The sequence below is a fragment of the Hymenobacter piscis genome (assembly GCF_018760735.1).
GTDB classification, from domain to species: Bacteria; Bacteroidota; Bacteroidia; order Cytophagales; family Hymenobacteraceae; genus Hymenobacter; species Hymenobacter piscis.
The window spans coordinates 122,228-142,680 of record NZ_JAHHZN010000009.1; the positions used below are offsets into that span (position 1 = coordinate 122,228).

Here is a 20,453-nt window from a genome sequence, read left to right on the forward strand (position 1 = left end):
CAAAATTTCACTATCCATCTTAGCAAGTCATTTGTCTAACTGTGGGTTGCTATATAGTATGATTCTATTCCAGAAAACATCATCATAGGTTGCCTGGAAGCAAAATAACCTCTTTATGAGATGAAATTTTGCAGCTGTCAACGCAAAATTTACAGCTAATATATTTAGTAAAAACTGGTAATATTCGTACCTTTGGATATGTCAAAAACGAAGCTCCCCGTTCCTCTTCCCGTGCAGCAATACGCGCGTTGTGTGGATGCCCTCGGACGCCCCGCGGACCACATCGGCGACTGGCCTACGGCCGGTCAGGTTTATCCCGTTCAGATGCGGCGCAATGCCCGAACCGGCCGCTTGCAGGTGCACGTGCTGGGCTTCTATGCCGAGCGCCCCTACGGTGCTTTTGCCCGCCACCGCTTCGAGCCCGTAGCCCAGATCTGGCTGAACTAGCCTTTTTTCCACCTCTTTACTGGCTGCTTTCAGAACCTGTTCTGAAAGCAGCCTTTTTGTTATGCGGCTTGCGCAGGCCTGCCTTGGTCAAGCCTTCACTTACGCAAAGTGCCAGCCACCGAGCTGCCCCATATATGGGAAAGCCCGGCAGCTGGCAACGTGTACTAACCCCGTCGTTCCGACGACGGATTAAACCCGCTCGGACTCTTCCTTGGCTTTGGAGGCAATTTCCTCGGCTGGGTTTTCGGGGTCCTGCTCGTAGGTGAACAGGGGTTCGTCGCCCAGGTTATAGATGGCCTGAATGTCGTGGAGCATCTTCTCGTAGTCGAGTTTGAGGTCCTTCAGCAGGCCGGTTTTCAGATCGAACACCCAGCCGTGCACAATGGGAGTTTTTCGGTTGAGGTAGCTTTTCTGGACCACAGCCGTTTTAATGACGTTGGCACACTGCTCCTGCACGTTCAGCTCCACCAGCCGGTCGTAGCGGGCATCGGCATCCTCAATGGCGTCCAGTTCCTCGTGGTGCAGCCGGTACACGTCGCGGATGTTGCGCAGCCAGGGATTCATAATACCCAGGTCTTTCGACTGCATGGCCGCTTTCACGCCCCCGCAGCCATAGTGCCCGCACACCACAATGTGCTTGACGTGCAGATGGGCTACCGCATACTCCACCACCGACATGGCGTTCAGGTCGATGTTGTTCACCAGGTTGGCCACATTGCGATGCACGAACACTTCTCCCGGCGCCACTCCCATCAGGTCCTCGGCCGTTACGCGCGAGTCGCTGCATCCGATGTAGAGGTAATCCGGCTTCTGATCGGCGGCCAGATGCTTGAGAAAGTCCGAATTGGAGGCCGAGTTGGAGGCCACCCAGTTGCGGTTGTTGTCGAATATTTCGTCGTATGTCGTCATGGAAATTCTATACGTTGCGGCGGCCACTTGGATACCTGGGCCGCGCATTTTGAAACAAAGCTAAGCCGGTTTTAACGGTACTGCCAGAAAATCCCGAAGTCGAAGGGCGTCCAGAGGGCCGCTTTCTGACCCGCCACTTTCAATCCTTCATTCGCCCAGGTGTTGCAGGTATAGAAGAGGTTGTAGGTGCGGCGGGCTTCGTAGAAGGCATCATGGCGACCGTAGCTATGGCCGGTAAGGTGCCGGGGCCGGCCTGCTGCATCAGGCGCAAAGCTGGCCTGAATGAACTGAATCAGGCGAGTGTACTCGGCGGGCGTCAGATTCAGGCGTACGCAATCTTCCCCCACGGCGGGGCGGTGGTGGAAGGTGGTATGCATGGCCGTGGTGCTGAGCCAGAACATGGCTTTGAGGCCGGTGCTGAGCTTGAGTTCGGCCCAGGTGGGCGTTTCGAGATAAAAGCCCTTGTCGCCCCATCCAAACCCGATAAACTGCCGGCTCTGGTCAGCGGCGGGCGTATCGGCGTAGGGCAGTAGCTGCGACCAGTCCATCTGGGCCGTCCGCACGGGCACCACCAAGTCGGTATGCACGCCGTTGGAGAGGATGTAGGCCTCAATAAACTCCTCACCGGGTGCCGGCGGGGCCTCTGCGCCCGCCACCGGTATAGCGGATAGTGCGGCCCCGGCCGCCAAGTAAAGCGCCACCGTTCCCACCACGCCTCCCCCCGTCCAGGCTAGTACTTTGGCGGTTTTCTTGATCAGATCGGACGTGTTCATGCAGAATAAGGAAGTACGGGTTGGGCTCCCTATACGCAGCCCGCCTAAAAAAGCTGAACTACGCGCTGATGCAGTTGTGGCAATCGGCTGATTCTGCCTCTAAGCACAACACGCTTATGGCGTTACTTCTACCTCTACCCGCACCGTTTCGGTGGGTCCTAGTTTGGGTACCAGCGCGTGGTAGCTACGGAAGCCGAAGTCGGCGGTGAGGCCCGGCTTAAGCATCACGCGGAGCACCCGCTCCTTGGCGGGACAGGTGAACTGATAAGAGTAGGTCACGCTGGACGAGCTGCTGCCGCTCATCTGCTGCTGGCCGATCACTAGATCAAACCTGGTGAAATCGATCTGCGGGTGGCACTCGCCACTGACCCGCCGGTCGAAGTCGGCTTGGGTACGAATAACGACGGCGGATTCAAGCGGTTGCGAATTCAGGAAGCGCGTGTCAGAACAGCCATACTCGGTTTCCAGACTACTGATGATCAGTGGCTGTGGTGCACAGGGCTCTGGTTCCAGGCCGCAGTTGGTGGCACAGCCGTGCAGGCCCAGGGTCAGCAACAGGGCGGCACTGAATTCGGTTACTCGATTCATAGAAAATGTTATGAAACAGTGACAGGATACTCAGTAGAGCACCACGAGCACCGGCGGGTTGCAAGGACAAAAAAAATGCCTCCCGGTCAGGGAGGCATTTTCTGGTCAACGCAGATCCGAAAGACCTAGCGGGCCGACAGTTCGGCTCCGCCGGCTTCTTTCTGGCGGATCAGGTTCAGGGCCGAACCGGCTTTGAACCACTCAATCTGCCCCTCATTGTAGGTATGGTTCACCGTGATGAGGTCCGTGTCGCCGTCCTCGTGGTGCAGGCGTACCTGCAGGGGCTGGCCGGGCTGGAAGTCCGTCAGGCCGAGGATGTCGATGGTGTCATTTTCCTCCACCAAGTCGTAATCGGCCTTGTTGGCGAAGGTCAGGGCCAACATGCCCTGCTTCTTGAGGTTGGTTTCGTGAATCCGGGCGAAGGATTTCACCAGCACGGCGCGCACGCCCAGGTGGCGGGGCTCCATGGCGGCGTGCTCGCGGGAGCTGCCTTCGCCGTAGTTTTCGTCGCCAATCACCACCGAGCCGATGCCCTGGCCCTTGTAGTTACGGGCCACCTGGGGCACCGTGCCGTACGGCGTACCCGAGGTAAGCTGGTCCTTCACCGAGTTAGCTTCCTCATTGAAGGCGTTGATGGCCCCGATGAGCATGTTGTTGGAGATGTTGTCCAAATGGCCACGGTACTTGAGCCAGGGGCCGGCCATGGAAATGTGGTCGGTGGTGCACTTGCCTTTGGCCTTGATGAGCAGACGCAGACCCAGCAGGTTGGAGCCTTCCCAAGGCTTGAAGGGGTCAAGCAGCTGGAGACGGTCCGAATTCTCGTCTACGAGCACCTGCACACCCGAGCCATCTTCGGCGGGCGCCTGGTAGCCGGCATCCTCCACGGCGAAACCGCGGGGGGGTAGTTCAATGCCCTGGGGCTCATCAAATTTCACCTGCTGGCCGTCTTTGGTGGTCAGCGTGTCGGTGAGGGGGTTGAAGGTCAGGTCGCCGGCAATGGCGAAGGCCGTCACGATTTCGGGCGAGGCCACGAAGGCGTGGGTGTTGGGGTTGCCGTCGTTGCGCTTGGCAAAGTTGCGGTTGAAGCTCGTGATGATGGAGTTGCGGCGCTTGGGGTCGTCGGTGTGGCGGGCCCACTGACCGATGCACGGACCGCAGGCGTTGGCCAGCACCACGCCGCCCATCTGGGCGAAGGTGTCGAGCAGCCCGTCGCGCTCCACCGTGTAGCGCACCAGCTCCGAGCCGGGCGTTACGGTGTACTCGGCCTGCACGGTCAGGCCCTTGTCGGCGGCCTGCTTGGCGATGCTGGCGGCGCGGGTGATGTCCTCGTAGGACGAGTTGGTGCAGGAACCAATGAGGCCCACTTCCAGCTTGGCGGGCCAGTTGTGCTCCTTCACGGCGGCGGCAAACTCCGAAATCGGCCAGGCGGCGTCCGGCGTGAACGGGCCGTTCACGTAGGGCTCCAGGGTGCTCAGGTCGATTTCGATGAGCTGGTCGTAGTAGGCGGCGGGGTTGGCGTACACTTCGTCGTCGGCGCGCAGGTGGGCGGCCACGCCGGCGGCCAGGTCGGCTACCTCGGCCCGGCCGGTGCCGCGCAGGTAGTCGCCCATCTTCTCGTCGTAGCTGAACACCGAGGTAGTAGCTCCAATTTCGGCGCCCATGTTGCAGATGGTGCCTTTGCCGGTAGCCGAGAGGTTGTTCGCGCCTTCGCCGAAGTACTCCACGATGGCGCCGGTGCCGCCTTTCACGGTCAGAATGCCGGCTACTTTCAGAATCACGTCCTTGGCCGACGTCCAGCCCGAGAGCTTACCGGTCAGCTTCACGCCGATAACTTTCGGGAACTTCAGCTCCCAGGCCATGCCGGCCATTACGTCCACGGCATCGGCACCGCCTACGCCAATGGCAATCATGCCCAGACCGCCCGCGTTGGGGGTGTGCGAGTCGGTGCCAATCATCATGCCGCCGGGGAAGGCGTAGTTTTCGAGCACTACCTGGTGAATGATGCCGGCGCCAGGCTTCCAGAAGCCAAGGCCGTACTTATTGGAAACGGAGGCCAGGAAGTCGTACACTTCCTTGTTTTCGGAGTTAGCAATGGCCAGGTCCTCATCGGCGCCTTCTTTGGCCTGAATCAGGTGGTCGCAGTGCACGGTGCTGGGCACGGCGGCCTGGGCCTTGCCGGCCTGCATGAACTGGAGCAGGGCCATCTGGGCGGTGGCATCCTGCATGGCCACGCGGTCGGGGGCGAAATCGACGTAGGAAACGCCCCGCTCATAGGCCTGCGAAACCGAGCCGCCGTACAGGTGAGCGTACAGGATTTTTTCCGTCAGGGTGAGCGGACGGCCGACCGTGGCACGGGCCGCTTCGATACGGGAACCCATGCCGGCGTACACGGCCTTGATCATTTCTAAATCGAATGCCATAATGTCAAACTGGAAAAAGTGGAGAGAACGGGTCTGCCGGGGCAGATGTGCAAATATAGCTAGGCGGCGGGGCGCGACCCAAACTTTTCGGGGGCGCGCCCGGGCGGCCCGGGGACTGTAGGGCTCCGGGCGGGGCGGCCGCTGTTGCTTAACCAAACGGATATTGCCGGGTGGGGTTACCCACCGTCCCGCCGACCCGTACACAGCCCCAAGAACATCAGCCCGTTACCAGACAAGTTCGACCGGACTTTACCGCCCGGTGCCGGCGGCGGCGGATGGTCGGGCGGGTGAGCGGGCCAAACTATCGGACAGCCGCCGTAGTTTAGCCCCGAATCAACTTAACTCCTCCTTCACTATGCCCGTTGCCTTCTCTTTTCGCAAGGCCATTGCCGGGGCCGGACTCGCGCTGGCCGCCGCGGCCTGCCAGTCCAATTCCACTTCCTCCGACACCACAACGCCCGCTGCCAACGCGGCCGCCTCGCCCCTCTCGGCCGGTACCTGGCGAGGTGTGCTCTCGGCCCAGGGCCAGGAAATTCCGTTTCTGTTCGACGTAGCCCAGGACGGCGGCCAGCCCACCGTGACGCTGCGCAACGGCGAGGAGCGCCTGAAACTCGACGAAATAACCACCGCCGGCGACTCCACCACCATCCGCTTGGGCGTATTCGACGCCGCCCTGGTCGTGCGGGCTGACGGTGAGGGCAAGCTCAAAGGCTCTTGGGTGAAGTACGACGCCGGCAAGCCTTACCGGGTGCCGTTTGCGGCGCAGAAGGGGGATCAGGCCCTTTTCTCCGATGATTACCAAGACGGAAACAAGCTCGCCCCAGTTATAGCGCCTGAATTAATGAAAGGCGCTACTTACCGTGTAACCTTCACAGGTGAAGAAGGAGAAACGACTCCTGCGGTCGGCATCTTTACGTATGACAAGACGAGTGGAGCAGTTGCCGGAACGTTCCTCACCACGACTGGTGATTATCGGTATCTGTCCGGCAATATCGTTCGGAGCAAAACGGGTGATTTTCGCATGAAAACCTCCACCTTCGATGGGAGCCATGCCTTTCTGTTCGATGCGAAGCCAACTAAACCTGCCTTTACGGAGCTGCAGGGCGACTTCTACTCCGGTCTGACCGGCCACGAAACCTGGACGGCTACCCTCGACCCCACCGCCAAACTGCCCGACGCCAACGCCCTGACCGGCATGAAGCCCGGTCAGAAAAAGCTCGACTTCAAGTTCCCGAGCATCTACGAAGGCGCCAGCATCTCCCCTTCCGACCCCAAGTACCGGGGAAAAGTGGTGGTGGTACAGATTCTGGGCTCCTGGTGCCCCAACTGCATGGACGAAACCAATTTCCTGGCCCCCTGGTACGAGCAGAACAAGCAGCGCGGCGTGGAAATCATCGGCCTGGGCTACGAGCGCACTACCGACCAGGCCCTGGCGGCGCAGAAGCTGCTGAAGATGAAGCAGCGCATGAACGTTGGTTACGACCTGGCCGTGGCCGGGCAGGCCTCGTCGGCGGAGGCCAGCAAGTCGCTGCCGCAGCTGCAGAAGGTGCTGGCTTTCCCCACCACCATTTTCCTCGATAAAAAGGGCGAAGTCCGCAAGATTCACACCGGCTTCTCGGGCCCCGGCACCGGCCAGTACTATGAGGCAGAAAAGGCCGAATTCAACAAAACCATCGACCAGCTGCTGGCGGAGTAACGGCACCTCACTCCCTAGCCCCCTCTCCTCAGGGAGAGGGGGAACTAGCTTTTAGTTTTTAGCAGTAAAATTGACTTTCTGCTGTTATTTAAAAATAGCCTGCCAGACATTCTGACGGGCTGTTTTTTTGGCTTCTTAGTGCTAAATCTCCTCGCCTGTGGAGAAGGATTGGGGTGAAGTTCGGGCCCGCTCCAGCAGCACAATCGGCGCATTGTGGTAGGTGGCGCGGGCGAATTCGTGGAAGTGGAACTTGCGGGCTACGGCCAGGGAGGCCACGTTATCGGGGTCGATGAGGCAGGTGAGGCGGGCCTGGGGGAAGCGGGGCGCAATCCAGGCCAGGGCAGCCTGCACGGCCTGACTGGCGTAGCCGCGGCCGTGCAGGCGGGGCGCAATCGTCCAGCCGGCCTCCAGCGTGCCTTTGAGCGAGGGCGTCAGGTCGCGCTGGAAGTCGAAGAAGCCCACGCTGCCGGCGTAGCGGCCGGTGGCCTTTTCCTCAATGGACCACGCTCCGTAGCCAAACATGGCCCAGTGGCCCAGCTGGCCCAGCATGCGCCGCCACACTTCCTCCTCGGTCTGGGGCTTGTTGCCCAAGAAGCGGTAGAAAGCTGGGTCGTTGGAGAGGGCCGTGAATTCCGGCAGGTCGGCGGGCAGCGGGCCGCGCAGCAGCAGGTCGGGCGTTTCGAGGCGGGGCACTGCTACGGCGGGCGTATCGAGCAGGCTAAGCAAGGGCGGCGTCATGGAGATTAGCGAATGAGGTGGGATACAGACGGGCGGCGGAACTCAGGCGCTGGTGACGGCCAGCCACAGCGGCCCCTTGGGGCGCAAGGTAATCAGCGGATCGGTGGCGGCCGGCGCTTCGGAAACGGGTGCAAACGTGAAGTGGCGCAGGGCTTCCAGCAGTACCAGCTGAATTTCGGTGAGAGCGAAATGGCTGCCCACGCACAGGCGCGGCCCGCCCCCGAAGGGCAGGTAGGCATAGGTAGGAATGGGCGGCTCCTGGCCGGGGGCAAACCGCTCGGGCCGGAAGGCATCGGGCTCCGGCCACAGCCCGGGGTGGCGGTGAATGCCGTGGATGTAGAGGGAAAACAGCGTGCCTTTCGGGATGGGCAGGCCCCGAAACTCGTCGTCCTCCAAGGCCACGCGGTCCAGAATCCAGGCGGGCGGGTACAGGCGCATGGTTTCCTGAATCACCTGCATCGAGTACGGCAGCTGGGGTAGCTCCGCGAATTCGGGCGGGCGGCGGGCGAGGCCGGCGGCGGCCCGCTCCTGCCGCACCTGGGTGGCGGCGGCCGGGTGGCGGGCCAGCAAATCAAACAGCCAGCTCAGGGCGTTGGCGCTGGTTTCGTGGCCGGCCAGCAGCAGAATGTTAGCCTCATCCAGCAGCTGCTCCTCGCTCATGCCTTCCCCGGTGTCCTCATAGCGGGCATCCAGCAACATCTGCAACAGGTCGTCGGGCGGCGCGGCTGGGGCTACGGGTAAATTGTCAGAAACGACAGAGGCTGCTGTTTCAGGTGAAGCTGGAGTGGCCGGCGCCGCCTGGCGTTGGCGGATGTAGCCGCGCACCAGCTCGCGCAGTTCCTGGCTGAGGGCATCGTGCCGGCGAAACGCGCCCCGGGTCGTGAACCAGGGCCGCAGGTAGGGCTGCCGGATGGTGCGCACATAGAAGGCCTGAATCTGGGTCAGCACGTCGGAGAGGCGGTTGCGCTCGGCATCGGTCATGCTGGTGCCGAAGGTGGCCTGCGCGATGATGTGGAACGCCACCCGGGTCATTTCGGCGTGGATGTCCACCGTGAGCGAACCACCGGCCGCCGCCAGCCGGGCGCGCAGATCTTGGCTCCACTCCTCGGCGGCGGCCTGCATGAGGCGCGTGAGGGCCGCCAGCCGCTGCCGGTGGAAGCCGGGCTGAATCAGGCGGCGCTGCCGCAGCCAGTCGGGGCCCTCATTAGTGAGCAGGCCGCGGCCCAGGTACCGAATCAGGCCGTGCGTGAGGTCGGACTTGAGGTAGCGGCGGTGGTTTTTCTGGAGAATATGCTGGGCCAGGGCCGGGTCGCGGGTGACGATGCAGGGCCGCACCCCGCCCAGGTGCAGGCCCACCGTGTCGCCGTGGTGGGTGAGGGCGCGGTCGAGGTTGCGGATGGGCTGGCGGGCCAGGGCCAACGAGCCCAGCAAGGTGCGCCAGCGGGGCACGCGCGGCAGCGGCCCGACTAGCGCCAACGGGGGCAGTTCAGGTAGTGCAGACATAGCAGGCAACCAGGCCCGGCGTTGGGCCCCGGAAGATACTGCCCCCGGCGGTTGAGCGGCGCTGCTGTTGCTCCAGATAAAGCAAGCCACCGGCCTGGGCGGCACCTAAGCTGAAGCGCCCCGAAGGCCGGCGGGCGGGTGGGTTGCTGGCACAACCCGGCACGGGGCTTTCCGCGTACAGCTACCTGGGCCCCGGGCCCGCTCTGTTCCTTCTCCAACAACCAAACCAGCAATAAATTATGTGGATTCAACAAAAAGCTGACGTTCTGGCCCCGCTGGCCGACCTGCAGGGTCACACCGTCGGCCTGAAATTCGAGTGCAACCACTGCCAAACCGAAGTTTTCACCGACTCGCTCGGCGTACCCGCCCCCGACCATCTGGCCAACTCCCTGGAAGACGACGGCCAGTATGAGAAAGAGGAAATCAAGTGCCCCGGCTGCGACATGACCCACGAAATCACCGTGAAAAGCACTTTCGACGGGGTGAAATTCGACGTCTCGGAAGTAGCCCCCGGCAGCGTTTCCTACCAATTGAATCACTGATTGCTCACGGATTACAACGAATTGAAGCGAATTCGTCGGATTTTGTGAACGGCGCTGATTCTCTTTTACTTGCCCTACAAACAGCAGAGGCTTGCCAGTTGGCAAGCCTCTGCTGTTTTACCTGAACACTAATCGTCCGCAAAATCCGTGAAATCCGCTGTAATCAGTGATTTCGCTCAATGGTGTAGTTGATGAGCTGCTCCAGTGACTCCCGGGAAGCCGAAGCCGGGAAGGTGTGCAGAATGGCCAGGGCCTCGTCGCGGTAGCGCTCCATTACCCGGATGGCGTAGTCGAGTCCGCCCGACTGCTTCACGAATTCGATAACCGCCTGCACCCGGTCTTTGCGGCCATCGTTGTTTTTGACGTTGAAGATCACGCGGCGCTTGGTCAGCCAGTCGGCCTGGCTGAGCGCGTGGATAAGCGGCAGGGTCATCTTCTTTTCCTTGATATCGATGCCCACGGGCTTGCCGATTTCGGCGGTGCCGAAGTCGAACAGGTCGTCCTTGATCTGGAAAGCCATGCCCACTTTTTCCCCGAAAAGCCGGGCCCGCTCCACCGTTTCCTTATCGGCCCCGGCCGAGGAGGCCCCCACGGCGCAGCAGGAGGCAATGAGCGAAGCCGTTTTCTGGCGGATGATATCGAAGTACACGTCCTCGGTGATGTCGAGGCGGCGGGCCTTTTCAATCTGCAGCAGCTCGCCTTCGCTCAGCTCCTTCACGGCGTTGCTCACGATTTTGAGCAATTCGTAGTCGTCGTTTTCCAGGCTCAGCAGCAGGCCCTTGCTCAGCAGGTAGTCGCCCACGAGCACGGCAATCTTGTTTTTCCAGAGGGCGTTGATGCTGAAAAAGCCGCGGCGGTAGTTGCTTTCGTCCACTACATCGTCGTGCACCAGCGTGGCCGTGTGCAGCAGCTCAATCAGGGCCGCGCCCCGGAACGAGGCTTCCGGCAGCGGCCCCTCGGGCTGGGGCCCGCTGATTTTAGCCGTGAAAAACACGAACATGGGCCGGATTTGCTTGCCCTTGCGCTTGACGATGTAGCCCATAATCTTGTCCAGCAGCAACTGCTTGGACTGCATCGACTGCCGGAATTTCTTTTCGAATTCCGCCATGTCGGAGGCAATGGGCGCCTGTATCTGATCCAGGGTTACGGTCATGCGGGTGTTTTGGGCGCTGCGAAGGTAAGTGGATTGTTGAATTGTTGGGCGCCTGAGGCATCGGAGAAGCTCAACAGACGAAAGCCTGCTTTTGCGGGGGCCCGCTCACCCGTCCGGTAATTCCGCCACGCCCCCACCCAACCATTCGTCAATCCGCTTACCTTCGCCACTATGGCCACTCACCCCACGTCCGTCGATTTCCGGCTCTCCAGCCCCCACCACCGCCGCCCTTTCATGGCCGATGCCCGCTTCGTGGCCGATGGGCAGCCCAAGCCCGTGGTGGTGTTCGTGCACGGCTTCAAGGGGTTCAAGGACTGGGGGCACTTCAACCTGCTGGCCGATTGGTTTGCCCGCCGGGGCTTCGTGTTCGTGAAGCTCAACCTCTCCCACAACGGCCTGGTGGTGGGCGGTACCGGCGACCTGGAAGACCTGGAAGCTTTCGGCCAGAATAATTTCAGTCTGGAACTCGACGACATCGGCATATTGCTCGACGCCCTGCACGCCCCCGGGCAGACCGGCATTCCGGCCGCCGAACTGGATGTAGCGCGCCTGGGCCTTGTGGGTCACAGCCGGGGCGGTGGGCTGGTGCTGCTCAAAACGGCCGAAGACCCGCGGGTGCGGGCCGTGGTTACCTGGGCCGCCATCAGCGACGTAAATCCCGGCTGGCCCGAGGCGCTCATGCAGCTGTGGCAGCAGCAGGGCGTATTTCACGTAGAAAACTCCCGCACCGGCCAGCAGCTGCCCCTCTACTTCCAGATTGTGGAAGACTACCACCAGCACCGCCTGCGTCTGGATATCCGCCACAACCTGCGCCGCAAGCTTAAGGAGCGCCCCCTGCTCATCATCCACGGCGACCAGGACGAGACCGTGCCCCTGAACCGCGCCCACCAGCTCAAGGAGTGGCAACCCGCCGCCGAGCTACTGGTGCTGCCCGGCGTGACCCATAATTTCGGCGGGGCCCACCCCTGGCCGGCGGAGGTGCTGCCCCCAGAAAGCCAGCAGGCCGCCGAAGCCACCGCGGAGTTCTTACGGCGCGTGCTCTGATGCCGGTTGCCTACCTGCTGCTTGGCTCCAACCTCGGCGACCGGGCGGCCCTCCTGCGCGCCGCCAGGGAACACCTGGCCCGGACGGCCGGGACGGTTACGGCTTCTTCGGCTCTCTACCAAACGGCGGCCTGGGGCCTGGCCGACCAGCCGGCCTTTCTTAATCAGGCCCTCGAAATCCGGACGGCGCTGACGCCCGCACAGCTGCTGACGGCCTGCCTGGCCACGGAGCAGCAGGCGGGCCGGGAGCGGCTGGTGCGCTGGGGCGCCCGCACCCTGGACGTGGATATTCTGCTTTACGACCAACGGGTAGTGGATACACCTACCCTGCAGATTCCTCACCCCCGCCTGCCGGAGCGCCGGTTTGCCCTGCTGCCCCTGGCCGACATTGCGGCCACGGTACAACATCCCGGCCGGGGCTGCACGGTGGCCGAGTTGCTGGCGGCCTGCCTCGACCCGCTGGCAGTGACGCGGCTGTAGCACCCTTGCTATAAAAGCTAAAAGCGGCCCGCCGACAACGTCAGCGGGCCGCTTCTGGTATTGTGTCCGAAATGCTTATACCACCGCTGAGCTGGCAGTTGCTTCCGGCGCAATCTTTTTCACCAGTCCTTGCAATACCTTGCCGGGGCCGCATTCCACGAACTCTGTGGCGCCGTCCTGCACCATGCGCTGCACGCTCTGGGTCCAGCGCACGGGGGCCGTGAGCTGGCGCACGAGGTTTTCGCGGATTTCGTCGGGGTTGGTGTGGGGGGCGGCGTCCACGTTCTGGTACACCGGGCAGATGCCGGCCGCAAAAGTGGTACGGGCAATGGCCTCGGCCAGGGCCGCTTCGGCCGATTGCATCAGGGGCGAGTGGAAGGCCCCGCCCACGGGCAGCGGCAGGGCCCGCTTGGCCCCGGCCGCCTTCAACTGCTCGCAGGCCAGCTCAATGCCCCGCTGGGAACCCGATACCACCAGCTGGCCGGGGCAGTTGTAGTTGGCCGGCACCACCTCATGGCCACTGGCCGTGATTTCCTGGCAGATGCGGGCCGTAGTGTCGTCGTCGAGGGCCAGAATGGCGGCCATGGTGCCGGGCTGCTCCAGGCAGGCGGCCTGCATGGCCTGGGCCCGCTGGGCCACGAGGCGCAGCGCATCCTCGAAGCGCAACACCTTGGCCGCCACCAGCGCCGAAAATTCGCCCAGGGAATGGCCCGCCACCATGTCGGGACGGAAGTCGGGCAGCACGGCGGCCAGGGCCACGGAATGCAGGAAGATGGCGGGTTGGGTGACATCGGTCCGGCGCAGGTCCTCCTCGGAGCCCGCAAACATGATGTCGGTCAGGGAGAAGCCCAGGATGTCGTTGGCCTGGTCCATGAGGCTCTTGGCGGCGGGATACTGCTCGTACAGCTCGCGGCCCATGCCGCTGAACTGGCTGCCCTGGCCGGGAAAAACAACTGCTTTCATGCGTTCAGAATTGGCCCGGCGCTGGTGTACCCCTGCGCCCGGGCTAGGAAAAGAGAATTTACCGCTGCAAGCTGCACAAATCGGCCGGAATGCGCAACGCCGGCCCCGGCGCCCCTATTTCACCCGCACCGGGCTGATGGCTCCGGTCTGCTTGTCGATGTCGATGGCCGCGTTATCGGGCATAACGCCCACCCGGTCGGAGCGCTTGACCAGGGCCTGCCAGCTGGTGCCGGCATCCAGCACGCGCAGGGTAGGCAGCAGATACACCGCCGAATCGGGCTGGCTGCGGAAGTAGCGGGCGGCCCGTTCGGCGGCCCGGGCCTCATTCAGGGGCTGGGAGGCGGGTATAGCAGCCGGCGCAGTGGTCGAATCGGGGGGCGCCGTAGTGCAGGCAGTGGCCAGCAAGAGCAGCGTAGGCAGCAGAAGTCTCATAGTTGGAAGGCAAATAAAGGCTTGGAACAGAATAAAGCCGGGCCGCCCCTGCGGGCAGTCCGGCTTTATACGCCCGGGGCGCTTGGAAGGCCGTTAGCGGTTGATCTGCACCCAGCCTTTAAAGGTGCGCTTGGTGCGGTTCACGTCCTTGAATTCTACTTCGGCCTGGTAGAAATACATCCCGTCGGAGACTTTGCCGTCGGAATTTCCTTCGCCCGTGCCGCCCCCGTTCCAGTTGATGTATGGGTCCTTGTCGCTCTCGTACACCTTCGTGCCCCAGCGGTTGTAGATTCTGACTACCGTGCGTTCTATCGGGCTGAACACCTTGGGGTAGAAGGTGTCGTTCTTGCCGTCGCCATTGGGCGTGAAGATGTTGGGCAGCAGGAAGAGCAGGCAGTTATCCTTGCATTCCGTGTTGCTCACGGCGCTCAGCGCCCCGTTTACGTCCACGGCTTGCACCGCGTAGCAGGCCTGGGCCGACTCCAGGTTGGTATCCTCGTAGAAAAGCTGGGTGCCGGGCACCCGCGCAATTTCCTGGAGGGGCGCGCCGGGTACCGTGCCTTTCAGAATAATGTACTGAACAATGTCGCGGCTGCAGTCGGCCGTGGGCTCATTGCTCAACGTCCAGCGCAGGGAGTTCGTATATCGCTCCCCTTCCTTGGGCGTGCGCAGCTCAAACAGCCGGCTGGCCAGACTGTCGCAGTTAGTGGGTTTGAGCGTGAGCACCGGCGTACAGGGCACGGGCTGCAGGTTGGCGCATTGCTCCTGGCTGAGGTTGATCAGCGAATCGGCGGGTACACTTCCCGGGTAAATCCCGTTGGTTTTCACGTAGTAGCAGTACGTGCGGTTTTTCGGCAGCGGAGTTCCGGTTTCGCCGTCGGTAAACGAGCCGCCCGTGGCCGTACCCGTTACCTTGGCAATGGGACGGAACGTGCCGTTCAGTTCGCGCCGGTACACCGTAGTGGGGCTGCGGGTATTGTCCCAGGGCACGTTGTAGGTCCAGCTCAGGCCAATGGTTCCGGCCAGCGGATTGGGCGTCGCCGTGATTCGCACGCTGGAAGCCAGCGCGGACTGCTCCACCGATTCGGGGGCACTGGCAACGGGCTTGTTGAAGAACTCCAGCCGGTACGAGTAGGCGTTGTCGGTGGTATTAAGGCCGCCGTTGACGAAGGTCGTGTCGTTGAGGTTGCTGGTGGTGAATACCTGCGTAAAGTCGGTAGCGGCCGGATTCTGCCCCTGAGCCCGGAACAGGCGGTAGCCGAACGGGGCCTGGAAGCCCACCGAGGAAGTGGGCTTGGTCCAGCGCACGGTAATCTGCCCGTCGGTAGCCGCGGTGCGGTCCACGGTCACGTTGGTGAGGCGGGCCGAGCGGCCGGTGATGGTTACGCAGGTTTCGTTGGAGGCCAGGCTTTCGCCGCCGGCCGGGGCCGCGAACTTCACGTAAATGCGGTAGCAATAGGTTTTGCCCCGGTCCAGCCCCTGACCGTTGTTGTCGTCGAGGAAGGTGCGCGAGCCCACTCCCACGCTCCCGACCTGGGTGTAGCCCGCCGCGGCGGGCAGGCCCGTTTCGCAGGTATCGGGCGTGAAGGGAAAGGAGTTCTCCCGGCGGAAAATGAGAATCTGCGCCCCCGGATTCTGGCAGGTGTAGCTGTCCCAGTCCAGCCGGGCCGTGGTGCCCAGCAGCGCCGCCGTCAGGTTCTGGGGCGCAGGACCTACCACGGTAATCCGCCAGATGCGCTGGTCAATCAGCGGTACCGAGTTATTGGCAGGCTCATCCGTGGCCTTGAACAGCACCTGGTACGGGTCCTGCCGAATATCGAGGCAGGTAGGCGTCCAGCTAAACAGCCCTCGGGCCGTGGGCGGGCCTTTGGTGGATTGCACGAAGGAGCCGGGAGTGGGCAGCATCCCGCCAAAGGCTTCCAGTTTCACCGGATTGCCATCGGGGTCGGTGGCCGTGACGGTGCCCCCCGGCACGGGTGTGTTGGCAATAACGCAGATGTCGCGGGGCACCTGAATGAGCGGCCGCAGGTTGGTCGTGTTGGTTACCGTAATCTGCATGTCGCGCACTACCTCGCCAATCAGCCGGGCCGGTGCGCCCGGAACGCGCCGGTACTCCTGTACTGCGAAGGCAATGTTGTAGATGCCCGCGACGGAGGGAGCATTCCACACAATCTGGCCCGTCTGGGCATCCTGCTGGAAAATGGCCGCATCGCCCGGCCGGCCCACCGGGGGGCCGGCGTAGGGCACCTGCACCGGGTTGCCCGGCGTGTTCTGCGGGAAGAAAAAGCCGGCTACGGGCACTGGCACCGGCGTGCAGCCCGGTGGCTCCGGCGCCTGCCGGCTGGGGCGCAGGGTGAAAACCAATGAATCCCCGTCGGCATCAAAAGCGGCCGGATTATGCAGAAAGACCTGCCGCACCGCCGCCTTATCGATGGCCGGGGCCTGCAGAACGGGCGATGTATTCTGCAGGAACGGGTCGATGGTGATGGTGGTAGCAACGTAGAACGGGGTGTTAACGGAGTTCTGCATGTTGATTACCCCATTCACCCGGTTAAAGCTCAGGTAACTGACAGTATACACCCCGGGTGAATTATACGTGTGGTCGAATTCGTAGAGGTTGCGGTAGGTATCCGGCGAAACCAACTGCCGGCTATTGGGCGTGCGCGGAATGTCATTATCCCCGGTGCAGCTGTTGTCCCCGAAGTAGATTGACACCCCCGGCTCATCGGCAACACCCTGGTCGGCAGAGGTGTACAAAACCAGGGTAAAAAACACGTGGCGGGCATTGGCCGGGTCCGTACGGGCCTGGATGTCGGCGGCCCGCAGGTGGGTGGCCCGGGCCGCCGGGGCAGCGCTCAGCCAGATTACCAATAACAGGAGCCCAGTCAGGCAAAGCCGTACCGGGCGGGTAAGTAACGGGATACGCATACAGTCAGCAGCTTAGCGGGCGGAAAACGGAGACGGGGAAGGTCAGTAAAAACCCTGCGGGAACCTAACAAAATCCAAGGCTCCGGGTTAATCAAGCAGTGCAAGGTACTAACGGAGTTGGCTTCCGATAGATTCACTCTAATGCGAAACCCAATAGCCAGATTGTTTCCTACTGGCTTGGGGCCTAACTTTGGCCGGTACAACTGACCTACCCACACCCCTTTCGAAGCTCTCTATGAGTTGGATTTCCAAAACCTTTTCCAGCAGCATCGGCCGCAAGATTATTATGGCCGTTACGGGCCTGTTTCTCTGCTCTTTCCTGGTCGTGCACCTTGTCGGCAACCTGCAGCTTTTCAAGGGCGACAATGGCGTGGCCTTTAACGCCTACTCCGAGTTCATGGGGCATAACCCCATCATCCGCACCCTGGAAATTGTGCTGGTGCTCGGCTTCGGCTTTCACATCTACGAAGGCCTGGCGCTGGCCATCAAGAACCGGGCGGCCCGCGGCAGCCAGGGCTACGTGTCCAACCACATTGAGCAGAACAGCTCCTGGCACTCGCGCAGCATGGCCATGCTGGGGTCCATTGTGCTGTTTTTCCTGATTGTGCACCTCTACAACTTTTTCGGTTCCCTGCGCTTTACCGATGTACCACGCGACGCCAACGGCAACGAAGACGCCTACTCGCTGGTGCTGGAAGCCTTCCGTAACCCCCTGTACGTGGCCCTGTACGTGGTAGCCCAGTTTGCCCTGCTCTACCACCTGCTCCACGGCTTCAGCAGCGCCTTCCAGACGCTGGGCCTGGTTCACCGCAAATACACGCCGGCCATCAAGTTCCTCGGCTATGGCTTCTCGATTGTCGTGTGCGCCGCTTTCGCCGCCATGCCGATCTACTTCTATTTCTTTCAATAAGTCCTAAACTCGACGCCGATGTTTCCGGATTCCAAAATTCCCGAAGGCCCCATAGCTGAGAAGTGGGAAAAGCATAAGTTCAACGTCAAGCTCGTCAACCCCGCCAACAAGCGCAAGTACGACGTGATTGTAGTGGGCACCGGCCTGGCCGGAGCGTCGGCGGCGGCTTCCCTGGCCGAGTTGGGCTACAACGTGAAGGCCTTCACCTTCCACGATTCTCCCCGTCGGGCGCACTCCATTGCGGCCCAGGGCGGCATCAACGCGGCCAAAAACTACCAGAACGACGGTGACTCAGTGTACCGCCTGTTCTACGACACCGTGAAAGGTGGCGACTACCGTTCCCGCGAAGCCAACGTGTACCGCCTGGCGCAGGTATCGGTCAACATCATTGACCAGTGCGTGGCCCAGGGTGTACCCTTTGCCCGCGAATATGGCGGGCTGCTGGCCAACCGTTCCTTCGGTGGGGCGCAGGTAAGCCGCACGTTCTACGCCCGCGGCCAGACCGGGCAGCAGCTGCTGCTGGGCGCCTACTCGGCCCTGAGCCGGCAGGTGGCCTACGGCAAGGTAAAGCTCTACACCCGCTCCGAAATGCTGGACCTGGTAGTAGTGGATGGGCAGGCCCGCGGTATCATTACCCGCAACCTGCTCACCGGCAAAATTGAGCAACACGCGGCCCACGCCGTGGTGCTGGCTACCGGCGGCTACGGCAACGTGTTCTTCCTGAGCACCAACGCCATGTACTGCAACGCCACGGCCGCGTGGCGGGCCCACAAAAAGGGTGCGTACTTCGCCAACCCCTGCTTTACCCAGATTCACCCCACCTGCATTCCCGTATCGGGCGACTACCAGTCGAAACTGACGCTTATGTCGGAGTCGCTGCGTAACGACGGGCGCGTGTGGGTGCCGGCCAGCAAGGAAACGGCCGAGAAGCTGCGCAACGGCCAGATCAACGTGAACGATATTCCGGAGGCCGAGCGTGACTACTTCCTGGAGCGCAAGTATCCCGCTTTCGGGAACCTGGTGCCCCGCGACGTGGCTTCGCGCAACGCCAAGCAGATGTGCGACGAAGGCCGGGGCGTAGGCTCGACGGGCCTGGCCGTGTACCTCGACTTTGCCGACGCCATCAAGCGCAACGGAGCCGAGTGGGTAAGCCAGAAGTACGGCAACCTGTTCGACATGTACGCCAAAATCACGGGCGAAAACCCTTACGAGCGCCCCATGCGCATCTACCCGGCCGTGCACTACACCATGGGCGGCCTGTGGGTGGACTACAACCTGCAGACCACCGTACCGGGCCTCTACGCCACGGGCGAGTGCAACTTCTCCGACCACGGCGCCAACCGCCTCGGAGCTTCGGCCCTGATGCAGGGTCTGGCCGACGGCTACTTTGTGATTCCCTACACCATCGGCGACTACCTGGCCCAGACGGCTCCCAAGCCCGTGACCACGGAACACCCCGCATTCCAGCAGGCCCAGGCTGATGTGGAAGCCCGCGTGCAGAAGCTGATGAGCATCAACGGCACCCGCACCCCAGACGACTTCCACAAGAAGCTGGGCCACCTGATGTGGGAGTACTGCGGCATGTCGCGCAATGCCGAGGGCCTGCGCTACGCCAAAGCGGAGATTCAGAAGCTGCGCCGCGAGTTCTGGAGCGACCTCAAACTGGTGGGCACCGAGAACGAGATGAACCAGGCCCTGGAAAAAGCCGGCCGCGTGGCCGATTTCCTGGAACTGGGCGAGCTGATGATGGACGACGCCCTGGACCGCAACGAAAGCTGCGGGGGTCACTTCCGCGAGGAGTACGCGACCGAGGAAGGGGAAGCCAAACGCGACGACGACAACTATGCTTACGTGGCGGCCTGGCAGTACGTAGCCGATAATCAGCCCGAAATCCTGAACAAGGAAGAGCTGACCTTCGAGAACGTGAAGCTCACCCAGCGCAGCTATAAGTAAATTTTAGAGGCTGTTAGCGGTTGGCTAGTAGCTGTCAGCTCCGTGCTGGCAGCCACTCCAGTCAGAAAAGCTAACAGCTATCAGCCAACAGCTAATTGCCAACCATACAATGGCCGGAAGTAATCCTAACGCCAAACCCATGAACCTCACCCTGAAGGTGTGGCGTCAGCAAAACCGTACTACCCAGGGCAACATCGTCGATTATCAGGTAAAGGACATCTCCCCCGATATGTCGTTCCTGGAAATGCTGGACGTGCTCAATGAGGACCTGCTGCGCCGGGGCGAGGAGCCGGTGGCCTTCGACCACGACTGCCGCGAGGGCATCTGCGGCTCGTGCAACCTGTTCATCAACGGCCGGGCCCACGGCCCCGAGCAGGGCACTACCACCTGCCAGCTGCACATGCGCAAGTTTTCCGACGGGGACACCATCACCATCGAGCCCTGGCGCGCCACGGCCTTCCCCGTGAACAAAGACCTGAGTGTGGACCGCTCGGCTTTCGACCGGATTATCCAGGCGGGCGGCTACATCTCCATCAACACCGGCGGCACGCCCGACGCCAACGAAATTCCGATTCCCAAGGACATTTCGGACCGCGCCTTTGAGGCTGCTACCTGCATCGGGTGCGGGGCCTGCGTGGCTTCCTGCAAAAACGCCTCGGCCATGCTGTTCGTGTCGGCCAAGGTGAGCCAGCTGGCTTTGCTGCCCCAGGGCCACGTAGAGCGCAAAACCCGCGTGGAAAACATGGTGGCCCAGATGGACTTGGAAGGCTTCGGTGCCTGCACCAATATCGGTAGCTGTGCCGCCGAGTGCCCGGTGGGCATTTCGCTGGAAAACATTGCCATCCTGAACCAGGAATTCCTGGCCGCCAAGGCCACATCCAATAACCTGGTGTAAGGTTTTCGGTTACTTACTCAGGACTCCTCAAAAGGCGAAACGGACTTCCGTTTCGCCTTTTTTGTTAGGCCGGCCCCGGG

18 protein-coding genes are annotated in these 20,453 nt (G+C 61.9%); 8 read left to right on the forward strand and 10 right to left on the reverse strand.

Annotated elements, in window-relative coordinates:
- Positions 1-231: 231 nt before the first annotated feature.
- Positions 232-447, forward strand: coding sequence for a hypothetical protein (locus tag KLP40_RS11750; RefSeq protein WP_215593971.1), 216 nt, complete (start codon positions 232-234; stop codon positions 445-447).
- 189 nt (positions 448-636) lie between these two features.
- On the opposite strand, the gene KLP40_RS11755 is transcribed toward KLP40_RS11750, so the two are convergent.
- From KLP40_RS11755 to KLP40_RS11770, 4 genes are all read right to left on the reverse strand, one after another.
- Positions 637-1,356, reverse strand: coding sequence for a carbonic anhydrase (locus KLP40_RS11755; protein WP_215593972.1), 720 nt, complete (start codon positions 1,354-1,356; stop codon positions 637-639).
- 71 nt (positions 1,357-1,427) lie between these two features.
- A complete protein-coding gene (locus KLP40_RS11760) occupies positions 1,428-2,129 on the reverse strand; it encodes a TIGR02117 family protein (protein ID WP_215593973.1) in 702 nt (233 codons plus the stop codon).
- A 114-nt stretch (positions 2,130-2,243) separates the two neighbouring features.
- A complete protein-coding gene (locus KLP40_RS11765) occupies positions 2,244-2,717 on the reverse strand; it encodes a hypothetical protein (protein WP_215593974.1) in 474 nt (157 codons plus the stop codon).
- A 125-nt stretch (positions 2,718-2,842) separates the two neighbouring features.
- A complete protein-coding gene (locus KLP40_RS11770) occupies positions 2,843-5,137 on the reverse strand; it encodes an aconitate hydratase (RefSeq protein ID WP_215593975.1) in 2,295 nt (764 codons plus the stop codon).
- 355 nt (positions 5,138-5,492) lie between these two features.
- Here KLP40_RS11770 and KLP40_RS11775 point away from each other — a divergent pair, with 355 nt between their 5' ends.
- Positions 5,493-6,833: a TlpA family protein disulfide reductase gene (locus KLP40_RS11775; RefSeq protein WP_215593976.1), complete on the forward strand. Its 1,341-nt coding sequence runs from the start codon at positions 5,493-5,495 to the stop codon at positions 6,831-6,833.
- A gap of 141 nt (positions 6,834-6,974) precedes the next feature.
- On the opposite strand, the gene KLP40_RS11780 is transcribed toward KLP40_RS11775, so the two are convergent.
- Positions 6,975-7,571, reverse strand: a complete 597-nt coding sequence (locus KLP40_RS11780) for a GNAT family N-acetyltransferase (RefSeq protein ID WP_215593977.1) — start codon at positions 7,569-7,571, stop codon at positions 6,975-6,977.
- Between the two features lie 42 nt (positions 7,572-7,613).
- Positions 7,614-9,074 carry a cytochrome P450 gene (locus KLP40_RS11785; protein ID WP_215593978.1) on the reverse strand — a complete coding sequence of 487 codons (1,461 nt, stop codon included), beginning with the start codon at positions 9,072-9,074 and terminating at the stop codon, positions 7,614-7,616.
- A 239-nt stretch (positions 9,075-9,313) separates the two neighbouring features.
- Between KLP40_RS11785 and KLP40_RS11790 the strand changes: the two genes are divergently transcribed.
- Positions 9,314-9,616, forward strand: coding sequence for a hypothetical protein (locus KLP40_RS11790; RefSeq protein WP_215593979.1), 303 nt, complete (start codon positions 9,314-9,316; stop codon positions 9,614-9,616).
- A 163-nt stretch (positions 9,617-9,779) separates the two neighbouring features.
- Here KLP40_RS11790 and KLP40_RS11795 read toward each other — a convergent pair whose 3' ends face one another.
- Positions 9,780-10,769: a polyprenyl synthetase family protein gene (locus KLP40_RS11795; RefSeq protein ID WP_215593980.1), complete on the reverse strand. Its 990-nt coding sequence runs from the start codon at positions 10,767-10,769 to the stop codon at positions 9,780-9,782.
- Between the two features lie 171 nt (positions 10,770-10,940).
- On the opposite strand from KLP40_RS11795, the gene KLP40_RS11800 reads away from it, so the two are divergent.
- Both KLP40_RS11800 and folK read left to right on the forward strand, forming a co-directional pair.
- Entirely contained in the window at positions 10,941-11,813 is an 873-nt protein-coding gene (locus KLP40_RS11800; protein WP_215593981.1) for an alpha/beta hydrolase family protein, read from the forward strand.
- Positions 11,813-12,292 (forward strand): 2-amino-4-hydroxy-6-hydroxymethyldihydropteridine diphosphokinase, encoded by a 480-nt coding sequence (gene folK, locus KLP40_RS11805; RefSeq protein WP_215593982.1) that lies wholly within the window; start codon positions 11,813-11,815, stop codon positions 12,290-12,292. Before KLP40_RS11800 ends, folK begins: the two co-directional genes overlap by 1 nt.
- Positions 12,293-12,367: 75 nt before the next feature.
- Here the strand turns inward: folK and fabD are convergent, their stop codons facing one another.
- The 3 genes from fabD to KLP40_RS11820 form a co-directional block, all read right to left on the reverse strand.
- Positions 12,368-13,255 (reverse strand): ACP S-malonyltransferase, encoded by an 888-nt coding sequence (fabD, locus tag KLP40_RS11810; protein WP_215593983.1) that lies wholly within the window; start codon positions 13,253-13,255, stop codon positions 12,368-12,370.
- 114 nt (positions 13,256-13,369) lie between these two features.
- Positions 13,370-13,687 (reverse strand): hypothetical protein, encoded by a 318-nt coding sequence (locus KLP40_RS11815; protein ID WP_215593984.1) that lies wholly within the window; start codon positions 13,685-13,687, stop codon positions 13,370-13,372.
- A 93-nt stretch (positions 13,688-13,780) separates the two neighbouring features.
- Positions 13,781-16,615, reverse strand: coding sequence for a T9SS type B sorting domain-containing protein (locus KLP40_RS11820; protein WP_215593985.1), 2,835 nt, complete (start codon positions 16,613-16,615; stop codon positions 13,781-13,783).
- Between the two features lie 235 nt (positions 16,616-16,850).
- Here KLP40_RS11820 and KLP40_RS11825 point away from each other — a divergent pair, with 235 nt between their 5' ends.
- The 3 genes from KLP40_RS11825 to KLP40_RS11835 all read left to right on the forward strand — a co-directional run bounded on the left by KLP40_RS11825 (position 16,851) and on the right by KLP40_RS11835 (position 20,373).
- On the forward strand, positions 16,851-17,525 hold the full coding sequence (locus KLP40_RS11825; protein WP_215593986.1) for a succinate dehydrogenase cytochrome b subunit: 675 nt from the start codon (positions 16,851-16,853) through the stop codon (positions 17,523-17,525).
- A gap of 18 nt (positions 17,526-17,543) precedes the next feature.
- The gene (locus KLP40_RS11830; RefSeq protein ID WP_215593987.1) at positions 17,544-19,478 is read left to right on the forward strand and encodes a fumarate reductase/succinate dehydrogenase flavoprotein subunit; all 1,935 of its coding nucleotides are present in this window, start codon (positions 17,544-17,546) and stop codon (positions 19,476-19,478) included.
- Positions 19,479-19,617: 139 nt separating this feature from the next.
- On the forward strand, positions 19,618-20,373 hold the full coding sequence (locus KLP40_RS11835; RefSeq protein WP_215593988.1) for a succinate dehydrogenase/fumarate reductase iron-sulfur subunit: 756 nt from the start codon (positions 19,618-19,620) through the stop codon (positions 20,371-20,373).
- Positions 20,374-20,453 lie beyond the last annotated feature (80 nt).

Coding starts and splice junctions, on each gene's coding strand:
- KLP40_RS11755 (WP_215593972.1), bottom strand. CDS start 1,356: ATGACGACATACGACGAAATATTCGACAACAACCGCAACTGGGTGGCC.
- KLP40_RS11760 (WP_215593973.1), bottom strand. CDS start 2,129: ATGAACACGTCCGATCTGATCAAGAAAACCGCCAAAGTACTAGCCTGG.
- KLP40_RS11765 (WP_215593974.1), bottom strand. CDS start 2,717: ATGAATCGAGTAACCGAATTCAGTGCCGCCCTGTTGCTGACCCTGGGC.
- KLP40_RS11770 (WP_215593975.1), bottom strand. CDS start 5,137: ATGGCATTCGATTTAGAAATGATCAAGGCCGTGTACGCCGGCATGGGT.
- KLP40_RS11775 (WP_215593976.1), top strand. CDS start 5,493: ATGCCCGTTGCCTTCTCTTTTCGCAAGGCCATTGCCGGGGCCGGACTC.
- KLP40_RS11780 (WP_215593977.1), bottom strand. CDS start 7,571: ATGACGCCGCCCTTGCTTAGCCTGCTCGATACGCCCGCCGTAGCAGTG.
- KLP40_RS11785 (WP_215593978.1), bottom strand. CDS start 9,074: ATGTCTGCACTACCTGAACTGCCCCCGTTGGCGCTAGTCGGGCCGCTG.
- KLP40_RS11790 (WP_215593979.1), top strand. CDS start 9,314: ATGTGGATTCAACAAAAAGCTGACGTTCTGGCCCCGCTGGCCGACCTG.
- KLP40_RS11795 (WP_215593980.1), bottom strand. CDS start 10,769: ATGACCGTAACCCTGGATCAGATACAGGCGCCCATTGCCTCCGACATG.
- KLP40_RS11800 (WP_215593981.1), top strand. CDS start 10,941: ATGGCCACTCACCCCACGTCCGTCGATTTCCGGCTCTCCAGCCCCCAC.
- folK (WP_215593982.1), top strand. CDS start 11,813: ATGCCGGTTGCCTACCTGCTGCTTGGCTCCAACCTCGGCGACCGGGCG.
- fabD (WP_215593983.1), bottom strand. CDS start 13,255: ATGAAAGCAGTTGTTTTTCCCGGCCAGGGCAGCCAGTTCAGCGGCATG.
- KLP40_RS11815 (WP_215593984.1), bottom strand. CDS start 13,687: ATGAGACTTCTGCTGCCTACGCTGCTCTTGCTGGCCACTGCCTGCACT.
- KLP40_RS11820 (WP_215593985.1), bottom strand. CDS start 16,615: ATGCGTATCCCGTTACTTACCCGCCCGGTACGGCTTTGCCTGACTGGG.
- KLP40_RS11825 (WP_215593986.1), top strand. CDS start 16,851: ATGAGTTGGATTTCCAAAACCTTTTCCAGCAGCATCGGCCGCAAGATT.
- KLP40_RS11830 (WP_215593987.1), top strand. CDS start 17,544: ATGTTTCCGGATTCCAAAATTCCCGAAGGCCCCATAGCTGAGAAGTGG.
- KLP40_RS11835 (WP_215593988.1), top strand. CDS start 19,618: ATGAACCTCACCCTGAAGGTGTGGCGTCAGCAAAACCGTACTACCCAG.